This is a genomic window from Nocardioides caeni (assembly GCF_004912195.1).
In the GTDB taxonomy this organism is placed as follows: Bacteria; Actinomycetota; Actinomycetes; order Propionibacteriales; family Nocardioidaceae; genus Nocardioides; species Nocardioides caeni.
Map to the genome: position 1 here is coordinate 449,464 of NZ_STGW01000002.1, position 9,786 is coordinate 459,249.

General features: G+C 71.4%; 9 protein-coding genes. 1 reads left to right on the forward strand and 8 read right to left on the reverse strand.

Annotated features, from left to right (window positions below):
• Positions 1–8: 8 nt before the first annotated feature.
• The gene (locus E9934_RS05915; RefSeq protein ID WP_136561916.1) at positions 9–2,015 is read right to left on the reverse strand and encodes a vWA domain-containing protein; all 2,007 of its coding nucleotides are present in this window, start codon (positions 2,013–2,015) and stop codon (positions 9–11) included.
• Complete coding sequence (locus tag E9934_RS05920; RefSeq protein ID WP_136561917.1) at positions 2,012–3,436, reverse strand: MoxR family ATPase; 1,425 nt, start codon at positions 3,434–3,436, stop codon at positions 2,012–2,014. The genes E9934_RS05915 and E9934_RS05920 overlap by 4 nt, the downstream gene beginning before the upstream one ends.
• 63 nt (positions 3,437–3,499) lie before the next feature.
• Here E9934_RS05920 and E9934_RS05925 point away from each other — a divergent pair, with 63 nt between their 5' ends.
• Positions 3,500–4,324 (forward strand): adenylate/guanylate cyclase domain-containing protein, encoded by an 825-nt coding sequence (locus E9934_RS05925; protein ID WP_136561918.1) that lies wholly within the window; start codon positions 3,500–3,502, stop codon positions 4,322–4,324.
• Between the two features lie 19 nt (positions 4,325–4,343).
• Here the strand turns inward: E9934_RS05925 and E9934_RS05930 are convergent, their stop codons facing one another.
• The 6 genes from E9934_RS05930 to E9934_RS05955 all read right to left on the reverse strand — a co-directional run bounded on the left by E9934_RS05930 (position 4,344) and on the right by E9934_RS05955 (position 9,584).
• Positions 4,344–5,567: a lipid-transfer protein gene (locus tag E9934_RS05930; RefSeq protein WP_136561919.1), complete on the reverse strand. Its 1,224-nt coding sequence runs from the start codon at positions 5,565–5,567 to the stop codon at positions 4,344–4,346.
• Positions 5,564–6,010 (reverse strand): Zn-ribbon domain-containing OB-fold protein, encoded by a 447-nt coding sequence (locus tag E9934_RS05935; protein WP_162851532.1) that lies wholly within the window; start codon positions 6,008–6,010, stop codon positions 5,564–5,566. Before E9934_RS05935 ends, E9934_RS05930 begins: the two co-directional genes overlap by 4 nt.
• 126 nt (positions 6,011–6,136) lie before the next feature.
• Complete coding sequence (locus tag E9934_RS05940) at positions 6,137–7,945, reverse strand: VanW family protein (RefSeq protein ID WP_136561921.1); 1,809 nt, start codon at positions 7,943–7,945, stop codon at positions 6,137–6,139.
• Positions 7,946–7,955: 10 nt separating this feature from the next.
• Positions 7,956–8,300 (reverse strand): hypothetical protein, encoded by a 345-nt coding sequence (locus E9934_RS05945; RefSeq protein WP_136561922.1) that lies wholly within the window; start codon positions 8,298–8,300, stop codon positions 7,956–7,958.
• 23 nt (positions 8,301–8,323) lie between these two features.
• Positions 8,324–9,265, reverse strand: a complete 942-nt coding sequence (gene mshB, locus E9934_RS05950; RefSeq protein WP_136561923.1) for an N-acetyl-1-D-myo-inositol-2-amino-2-deoxy-alpha-D-glucopyranoside deacetylase — start codon at positions 9,263–9,265, stop codon at positions 8,324–8,326.
• A gap of 37 nt (positions 9,266–9,302) precedes the next feature.
• Positions 9,303–9,584, reverse strand: a complete 282-nt coding sequence (locus tag E9934_RS05955; protein ID WP_136561924.1) for a hypothetical protein — start codon at positions 9,582–9,584, stop codon at positions 9,303–9,305.
• Between the last annotated feature and the right edge of the window lie 202 nt (positions 9,585–9,786).

Below are 9,786 nucleotides of genomic sequence, written 5' to 3' on the forward strand. Positions count from 1 at the left end.
CCGCGGGGTCAGCCGACCCAGAACCCCCGTGAGCCGAAGAAGTCGCCGTAGGAGCCGGGCCGGCCACCCGCCTGCCCGCGGCGGGAGCCCAGGTAGGACCCGACGACGGCCGCGCCGAGATCCCCCGCCTCGGGGGCGATGACCGATCCGTCGACCCGGCGCGCCATGGACTCGATGAAGCGGGCCAGGCCCGGGTCCTCGCCGAGGCGGAAGAAGGTCGTCTGCGCGCCGAGACGGCGCGCGTTGTCGAGCTCGCGGACGGCGAGAGCCACCGTCATCGGGTGCGGCGGGTAGGAGAAGTAGACATCGCCGGACGACTCCAGGTGGGAGGTCGGCTCACCGTCGGTGACGATCAGCAGCACCGGCTGGGCGTTGGGGTGCTTGCGGAAGTGGCGGTTGGCCAGCAGCAGGGCGTGGTGGAGGTTGGTGCCCTTGGCCCACCGGGCGTCGAGTGCGGTCAGCTCCTCGATCCGCATGGTCTGCGCGTGCCGGCCGAAGCCGATCAGCTCGAGGTCGTCGCCGCGGAAGCGCGAGCCGATGAGGGTGTGCAGCGCGAGCGCTGTCTGCTTCATCGGCACCCAGCGGCCGTCCATCGCCATCGAGAACGACGTGTCGACGCACAGGGCGACCGCGGCCTGGGTGCGGGCCTCGGTCTCGGCGACCTCGACGTCGTCGATCGACAGCAGGGGTCCGTCCGGCGCCCCTGAGCGACGGAGGACGCCGTTGAGCATCGTCCGCGGCAGGTCCCACGGCTCGGTGTCGCCGAACTCCCAGGCCCGGGTGGCTCCGGAGAGATCTCCTGCGGCGCCCGCCTGGCGGAGGTCACGCTGACCCTGGCGCCCCGACATCTTCTGCGCCACGTCGCGCAGCAGCGCCTTGCCGAGCTGGCGCATCGCCTTGGGCGTCAACCGCAGCTCGCCGTCGAAGCCGCGCTCCATCGCGCCCGACTCACGCAGCGCCTTCTCCAGCTCCTGCAGCTTGCGGGCGTCGACCGCGGCTTCGTTGCCGAGCTGGCGGGCGAGCTTGTCGAGGTCCACGTCATCGAGTCGCGCACCGCCGTAGGACTGCGACAGCTGGTCCGCGAGGGCGTCGAGGTCGGCGAGGTCCTGGAGTACGCCGGTCCCGTCGCCCAGTCCGAGCCCCTGACCACCCTCACCGAATTGCTCCGAGCCGCCCCAGTCCTCGCCGGGACGCAGCGACTGCAGGTTGGCGTCGAGGCGGTTGAGCTGGTCCATCAGCGCCGGCGAGCCGAACGCCTGCGCGGAGAGCTCCATCAGCTCGCGACGCTGCTCCTCGGTCATCGAGTTGAGCATCCGCTGCGCGGCCGCGGCGCGCTGGGCCATGGCGTCGATCAGCTCGTCGACGTCCTGGGGGTTCTCCGGGAAGTGCTGACCGTGCTTGTCCATGAACTCCCGGAAGTCCTCGGGAGTGTCGGTGCCCTCCGCGTGCTTCTCGAGCAGCTGGTTGAGGTCGTTGAGCATCTCGTTGATCGCCTGCCGGTCGGCGTCGGTGGCGTTCTCGAGCGCCTGCTTCATCCCGGAGAAGCGCTGGTCGAGCAGCTCGCGCCCGAGCAGGTCCTTGATCTGCTCGAAGGCCTCACGTGCCTCGCTGGACTGCCAGTCGTAGTCGCCGAGCTCGGTCACGGCCGCCGCGGGCGAGTCCGGGAGGTTCTGCATCCGCAGCTCGCGGAAGGCGCGGTCGCCGTCGTCCATCAGCGCGTCGCGGGCCAGCTGCTTGCGCTCCTCGAGGACCGCCTTCTCCAGCAGCTCGCGCACCTCGGCCAGTGTGCCGTCCAGGTTGTGCCGCTGCAGCAAGTCGCGGCGCCGCTCGGCCACCCTCCGGGCGAGGTCGTCGAGACCCGCCTGGTCGTCGCCGCCGCGTCGCAGGAACTCCCGCATCGCGCGCTCGGGACTGTAGCCCGCCATCACGTCCTGACCGATGGCGTCGAGCGCCTCGGCGATGTCGACGGGCGGAGCGAGGGGGTCGCCGCCGTCGTAGCGGCGGTAGCGGCTCATCCGTAGATCGTCTCTGCTCCGTCTGCGCCCATCTGCTGGTCCTTGCCGATCTTGCGGGCGAGGAAGAGGCCCTCCAGGGCGAGCTCGATCGCGGCGGCGCGCTCGCCGTCGGTGCGGCCGCCACCGTCGCCGAGCACCCGCTCGCAGACCTGGTCGTAGAGATCCGACTCCCCCAGCACCGGCAGTCCGGCGAGCACGTCGCGGCCGGTGACCGAGCCGCCGGTGGTGATGGTGGCGCCGTCCTCGACCGTGTCGACGAGCAGCGCGAAGTCGAGGCCGCGGAACTTCTCCCGGACGGTCTCGGCGGTGGCTGTCCGCAGCAGGTGGGTGAGGATCTCCGCCTCGCGTCCCTCCTCGCCGGACTCGAACTCGATCTTCCCGCCGAGTACGTCGACCGCGGTCTCGAGGTCGACGACGCGAGCGACCGCGCGGTCCTCGCCGTGGATCGTCGCGCAGCGCAGGGCAGCGGCCGCGATCGTCTCGGCACCGGCGATGGCGAAGCGGGCGGAGACGCCGGAGCGCTGGTCGACCGCGCTGGACTCGCGCAGGTTGCGGGTGAAGCGGGCGAGGATCTCGACGAGGAAGTCGGGGACGTCGACCTGCTCGGGCAGCAGGTCGGCCTCCTGCCGGATGACGGCGATCTCGGCGTCCAGCGCCTTCGGGTAGTGGGTGCGGATCTCCGCACCGAAGCGGTCCTTGAGCGGGGTGATGATGCGACCGCGGTTGGTGTAGTCCTCCGGGTTGGCGGACGCGACGACGAGCACGTCGAGCGGCAGCCGCAGCACGTAGCCGCGGATCTGGATGTCGCGCTCCTCCATCACGTTGAGCATCGCGACCTGGATCCGCTCGGCGAGGTCGGGGAGCTCATTGATGGCGACGATCCCCCGGTGGGAGCGAGGGATCAGGCCGAAGTGGATGGTCTCGGGGTCGCCCAGCGAGCGACCCTCGGCGACCTTCATCGGGTCGACGTCGCCGATCAGGTCGGCGACCGACGTGTCGGGGGTGGCCAGCTTCTCGGCGTACCGCTCCTCGCGGTGACGCCAGGCGACCGGGAGCGCGTCGCCGAGCTCCGCGGCACGCCGCCGCGACCCAACCGTGATCGGCTCGAAGGGGTGCTCGCCGAGCTCGGAGCCGTCGATGACGGGGGTCCACTCGTCGAGCAAACCGATCAGGGTCCGGAGCAGGCGGGTCTTGCCCTGGCCGCGCTCGCCGAGCAGCACGACGTCGTGGCCGGCGATGATCGCCCGCTCGAGCTGCGGGATCACCGTGTCCTCGAGGCCGTGCAGGCCGGGCCAGGGGTCCTCACCGCGGGCGAGCCGGTCGAGGAGGTTGTCACGGAGCTCGGCGCGCAGCGTCTTCTGCTGGTGGCCGGAGGCGCGCAGGGCGCCGAGGGTGCCAAGAGTGGGGGCCGAAGTGGTCACCGTCTCACGCTACTGCGGACGCACAACGCCACACAGGGGCTTTCGTCGCTCTACGCTCAGGTCGTGGCCATTGTCCTGGGCGTCGTGTGCGTGGTGCTGGTCGTCGTGATCGTCGGGTTCGCCCGCGACCGCGGCCGCCTCCAGCGCCAGCTGGGCGACGCGCAGCTCCGCGTCGCCCAGCTCGAGTCCGACCTCGACGCCGCGCTGCGCCCGCTGCCGCCGACGAACTCGGCCGATCGCGCGGTCCGCCGCGTGATCCGCGCCGCCACCCGCGTGCGGGAGCACGGCATCACCGGGCTCATCCAGAGCACCGTCGAGGACCTCCAGAGCTGGGCCAGTGACGCGGAGCGTGCCGACATCCTCAACATGGCGGCCTCCGACGGCACCGTGACCCTCTTCTTCTCCGACATCGAGAACTCCACCCCGCTCAACGACCGTCTCGGCGACACCACCTGGGTCAAGGTGCTCGCCGCCCACGACCGGGTGCTGCGGGTGCAGATCGAGAAATACCGCGGGCAGGTCGTGAAGACCGCCGGGGACGGCTTCATGGTCGCCTTCCGCGACGCCGAGGCCGCCTGCCGCGCCGCACTGGGCATCCAGCGCGACCTCGTCCGCGACGTCACGCTGCGCCGCCACGGTCCCATCCGGGTGCGGATCGGCGTGCACACCGGCCAGGTCGTGGCCCGCGACGGCGACTACTTCGGCCGCAACGTCGCCATGGCCGCCCGGGTCGCCGACCTCGCCGAGGGCGGGGAGATCCTCGCCAGCAACGCGGTCGTCGACGCACTCGACGACGACGCCGCCGTCGTACTCGAGGAGCTCGAGCCTGTCGAGCTCAAGGGCCTGGCCGGCGAGCACACCATCTGGCGCGTCCTCCCGCCCGAGTAGGTCATCGAGGGCACGTTCGTCAGCGGGCGAGGATCACCGAGGATCCGTGGCCGAAGAGCCCCTGGTTGGCGGTGATGCCGACGCGGGCGCCCTCGACCTGTCGGCCCTCGGCCTGGCCGCGCAGCTGCCAGGTGAGCTCGCAGACCTGGGCGATCGCCTGGGCGGGCACGGCCTCGCCGAAGCAGGCCAGGCCGCCGGAGGGGTTGACCGGGATCCGCCCGCCGATGGTGGTGTCGCCGGCACGCAGCAGGGCCTCGGCCTCGCCGCGGCCGCACAGCTGCAGGTCCTCGATCCAGTCGAGCTCGAGGGCGGTCGAGAGGTCATAGACCTCGGCCACGTCGACGTCCTCGGGGCCGATGCCTGCCTCCTCGTAGGCCGCTTGGCCGATGGCCTCCTTGAAGGTGCGCTCCGGCAGGCCGGTCACGGCCGAGGAGTCCGTCGACAGCAGCGGCATGTCGATCACCGTGTTGGGGAAGGTCGGCGTGACGGTCGAGACCGCGGCGACCCGGACCGGGTCGGTGAGTCCGTGCTTGCGTGCGTACTCCGCGCTCACGAGTACGACGGCAGCCGCTCCGTCCGAGGTGGCGCAGATGTCGAGCAGGTGCAGCGGGTCGGAGACCACCGGCGAGGCGAGCACGTCCTCCACGCTGGACTCCTTGCGGAAGCGGGCGTAGGGGTTGTTGAGCCCGTGGCGGGCGTTCTTGACCTTGACCTGCGCGAAGTCCTCCGAGGTCGCGCCGTAGAGGTCCATGCGGCGGCGGGCGTAGAGGGCGAAGTAGGCCGGGTTCGTCATGCCGAGCAGGCGGAAGCGCAGCCAGTCGGGGTCGTCCCAGCGCTCGCCGGCATTGGGGGCGAGGAATCCCTTCGGCGTGGTGTCGGCACCGACCACGAGCGCGACCTCGGACAGCCCGGCCAGGATCCGCATCCGGGCGGCGTCGATGGCCTGGGCGCCGGTGGCGCAGGCGGCGTAGGAGGTGGCGATCCGGGCGCCGTTCCACCCCAGTGCGGAGGCGAAGGTGGAGCCGGCGACATAGCCGGCGTAGCCGTTGCGGACGGTCTCGCCGCCGACGACGAAGTCCACGTCGGACCAGGCGATGCCGGAGTCCTTGAGGGCGGCGCGGGCCGCGTGCACGCCGTACTCGACGAAGTTGCGGCCCCACTTGCCCCAGGGGTGCATGCCGGCACCGGCGATGACGACCTGCTTGCCGACCTGCTTGCCGACCTGCTTGCTGACGTCGCTCATGCGGTCACCGGCTTCCAGCGATAGATGGTGCGCTCACCGGTCTCGTCGACGTTGAGCGTCTCGACGACCAGCTCGACCTCGGCGCCCACCCGCAGGTCGTCGACGCCGTGGCCGGCGGCGACCTGGCCGAGAACGACCAGGCCCTCGGGGAGCTCGACCGCGGCGAGCGCGAACGGCTCGTAGGGGTCGGTGGGGGCGATGTAGGGCGCGGGCGGCTGGTACTGCGCGTCGGTGTAGGACCAGACGGTGCCGCGGCGCGAGAGCTCGACGGCGTCGTACTCGTCACCGTCGCAGGCGGGGTTGCGGCAGAAGAAGGCGGCAGCGCCGGCGGCCGTGGAGACCGGCGGGAAGACGACGTTGCTGCAGGTGGCGCACCGGGAGGCGAGGAGGTGGGGCTCCGCTTCCGTGGTGAACCAGCCCTCGATGACAGGGGTGGCGGTCATGACTGCCTCTCGCATGCGAACTAGAACGTGTTCTCATTCTAGCGCGATCGGCGGAAACGCGTCAGCCGACGGTGGTTGAGGTGCGAGGCCGCCCGCGGCCGAGCCTCGAAACCACCCGGGTCGACCTCAGTCGTCGTCGCCCGACGGCCCCGGCGCCTTGCAGACCACGTGGTCCGAGGCGGTGTAGGCCGTGTGGAACTTCTCGGTGTGGTCGACGGCCGACTCCCCGTGCTTGCGGAAGATCCGGGTGACGTCGATGTCGAAGCCGGAGTAGCCGGTGTGCGGCTCGCAGTCGGGCGTCGTCAGGGTGCGCGTGGCGGGGCCGCGGTAGTTGTAGCGCTCCGAGGTCTTCGACTCGATGTCCCAGACCTTGGTGGAATACATCTCCACCTTCACCACACCCTGGCTGGAGAACGTGCTGGGCGTGACGCTGGCGTGGATCAGCACGCCGTGGTCGGTGTCGTTGCGGAAGTGCAGGTCGACCGTCGGCCAGGCGACGGTGGCCTCACGCCCGACGGGATAGCGGTCGATGTAGAACGAGTGCGGCTTGTGCTCGATGTCCTCGAGGCCGGCGAAGAACATCGCGTTGAAGACCGTGGTGGCCATCTGCGACACCCCGCCGCCGAGGTCGAGCTTGAGGATGCCGTTGCTGATGATGTAGCCCTCGGTGAACCCGTTCTCGCGGGTCCGCTCCCCCACGATCCCGTTGAGGGAGAACTCCTCGCCCGGCTTCAACAGGGTGCCGTCGACCAGTTCCGCGGCGCGGCCGATGTTGACGTTGCGGTAGTCGGCGTGGGGGTAGTAGGTCGTGAACTCGCTGACCTTCTCGACGACGTTGAGCGCGCGTGCGTCCTCGGTGGTGAACTCGGCCTCGGTGACCTGCGCCTCGACCTCGCCGATGCGCTCGTCGAGCGGCTTGGTGAGCAGTCCCTCGAACACCTCCGCGACGTCCTCGGGCTCGAAGGACACCCCCGGCTTGGCGGGTACGACGCGGGGCTTGCCCTTGACGAGGCGCACCGTGGCGTCGACCGGCGCACCGTTGCTGGTCGCCTTGTCGACCAGCCGGGCCAGCACGTCCGCGTCGACGGCCGGGACGAGCTCGCCGTCCTCCGGCGTCATCGAGAGCGCGCGGTGGAAGGAGCGCGGCTGCAGGCGGATCCTGTTGTCGCCGAACTCCAAGGTGACGGCATTGGCCATCGCCGGGTTGGCGAAGGCTTCCACGGCCTCGGCGACGTCCTCGGCGTCGATGTCGGGCTCGGCGGCGCCGACCTCGAGGGCGACGGAGTCCTCGCCGCCGAGGAACGCGTCGGTCAGTGCCTCGCGGGCGAAATCGGTGTCGACGGCCTTGCCCGGCACCGGATCGGTGGTGCGGACGCCGTCGGCGGTGAAGAGCACCTCGCCGTCCTCGGGCGGCGTGCCGAGGCCCTCGGACAGCTCGAGGAGCTTGGCGTCGAGGAGCTCCTCGTCGACGGTCACGACGGCGTCGCTGTCGCCACCACCGGCGAAGTAGTCCCACTGGCGCCCCGGGCTCCAGCTGTCGCCGGCGCCGGCCTCGTCGACAGAGGCGGCGTAGTCGACCTCGAGGCCGAGCTCGGCGGGCGTGACGGACTGGCCGTTGCCGGTCTCGCCGGAGGTGCTGGCGACGCTCAGGGCGATGGCCTCGGACTCGCGGGGAGCGAAGGTCTCCTCGAGCTCGGCGATCGCGTCGTCGCGGGTCATCCCGCCGACATCGACGCCGGAGATCGTGGTGCCCCGCGGGACCTTGTCGCCCGCCACGGCGTGCGCGGCGACGTAGCCGCCGGCCGCGAGGAGCACCAGGGCCACGACGACCACGGCCACGATCCGGCCGCCGGGCCGCTCACGCTTGTCGTCGACACCCGCGGTCGCACCGGCGCCCGTCGAGTCGTCGCCGTCGTCCGATCCCCAGATGCTCACGTGCGGCAGTCTAAGGAGACGTCTCCGAGTCCCCGGAATCGCCAGTCAGGGGCGGACGCCTGACCAGCCCGGCGAATCCGGCCGCGAAGACGACGATTCCCGACACCAACAGGGCATAGCCGGGCACGTCGCCGGCCACGAGGTAGTCACCCTCCGCCCGGGCGGGAGCGGCCACGGCGAGCACGAGGGCCCAGCCCGCCGCGAAGCCCAGGCGCAGCGGTCCGCCCGGCAGCGCGACCAGCATGGCGGCGGTCGCGGCGAGTCCGAGGAGCAGCCCCCAGACGTAGCCGTGCAGCGCCACCACGCACACCGACACGGCCGCGCCGAGCACGGCGCAGCCCAGTGCGAGCAGCACCCCCCTGACCCGACGCATCGTGGTCAGTCGGCGGATTCCGCGATGCCCGCGAACAGGTCGGTCTCCCACCCCGTGGCGGGGTCGGTCTCGCCGGGCGCACCGTGCACGAGCACGAACTGCTCGCGCCCGAACGCCTGCGCGCCGATGTTGTTGGACAGCGCGAAGAACGGCCCGTCGGTCGTGATCTGCGTCCGGTGGGCCCGCAGCGCGTCGAGCTTCTTCTCGACGTGGTCGCCCGCGTCGACCTCGCAGGTGATGTCCTCGTCGGCGCGGAACATCGGCGGCAGCGTGCCGTCGGGATCCATGCCCTCGAACGTCGTCGTGTCGCCGGACTCCCGCAGCATCCGCAGGCCCTCGCGGATCCGGCTCTCGGAGATGGCGCCCCAATAGATCTTGGCGATCGACCACGCCGGGCCCAGGTCGCGGCGGTACGACGGCGCGGCGGCCAGCTGGGCGGCGTACATCGCGACCCGGTGGGCCTGGATGTGGTCGGGGTGGCCGTAGCCGCCGAACTCGTCGTAGGTGACGAGCACCTGCGGGCGGACCTCGCGGATCACCTCGACCAGCAGGGTCGCGGCCTCGGTGAAGTCGGCGTGCCAGAAGGCGTTCTCGTGCACGTCGTCGGCGGCGATCGCGTGGCCGTCCTCGTGCCACTTCATCCCGGAGTCGCGGTAGCGCCCGAAACCGCCGAGGAAGCGGTGGTCGGTGACACCGAGCGCCGCCATCGCGTCGTCCAGCTCGCCGCGCCGGTGCTCGCCCAGGCGGTCGTCCCTGTCGGCCGCGAGGTGCTCCAGCTCGGGGACGAGGATCTCGCCCATCTCGCCGGCGGTGCAGGTCACCAGCGTCACGCCGCGGCCCTCGGCGACGTACTTGGCCATCGTGGCGCCCTGGCCGATCGACTCGTCGTCGGGGTGGGCGTGGACGAGGAGCAGCCGGAGGCCCGGCGCGGCGGCGGTGTCAGCCATGCTCAGGAGCGTAGTGATCGCTCCCCCACGGCCGTGCTCAGGGCTTCTTGACGCGCTTCGGGGCGTCCGGCAGCGGCAGCATCGTCCCCGACGTCAGGGGGCCCGTCCCGGGGTCCTCGTCGTCGAGCCAGCCGTCGTAGGTCTCGACGAGCATCTCGAGCTGGATCGGCGGCGCGTCCGTGACGACGGCCCACGGATGGTCCTCGTCGTCGTCCTCGCCCGACAGGCGCTCGCGGATCACCTCGGCCGCGAAGCCGCCACTGACCAGCACCCGCGCCGCGGTCCGCGCGTGCTCCTCGTCGAAGAAGATCCCCCTCACACGGTCATGATGCCGCACGGGCCGAGCACCCGCTTGGCACGGCGCCGTCTGCCGCAAGGATGCGCAGCGCGTTTGCCTGCGCTGGCCGCGCGGGGTGGTTAGCGTGTGCAGACCGCGTTGGGTTTCGAGGTCTTGGGGCCGGACACTGCGCTTAACATCGAAGTGGAGTCCAGCAGAGTGGTGTACGACGGACCTGAGTGAG

Coding starts and splice junctions, on each gene's coding strand:
- E9934_RS05915 (WP_136561916.1), bottom strand. CDS start 2,015: ATGAGCCGCTACCGCCGCTACGACGGCGGCGACCCCCTCGCTCCGCCC.
- E9934_RS05930 (WP_136561919.1), bottom strand. CDS start 5,567: ATGAGCGACGTCAGCAAGCAGGTCGGCAAGCAGGTCGGCAAGCAGGTC.
- E9934_RS05935 (WP_162851532.1), bottom strand. CDS start 6,010: ATGACCGCCACCCCTGTCATCGAGGGCTGGTTCACCACGGAAGCGGAG.
- mshB (WP_136561923.1), bottom strand. CDS start 9,265: ATGGCTGACACCGCCGCCGCGCCGGGCCTCCGGCTGCTCCTCGTCCAC.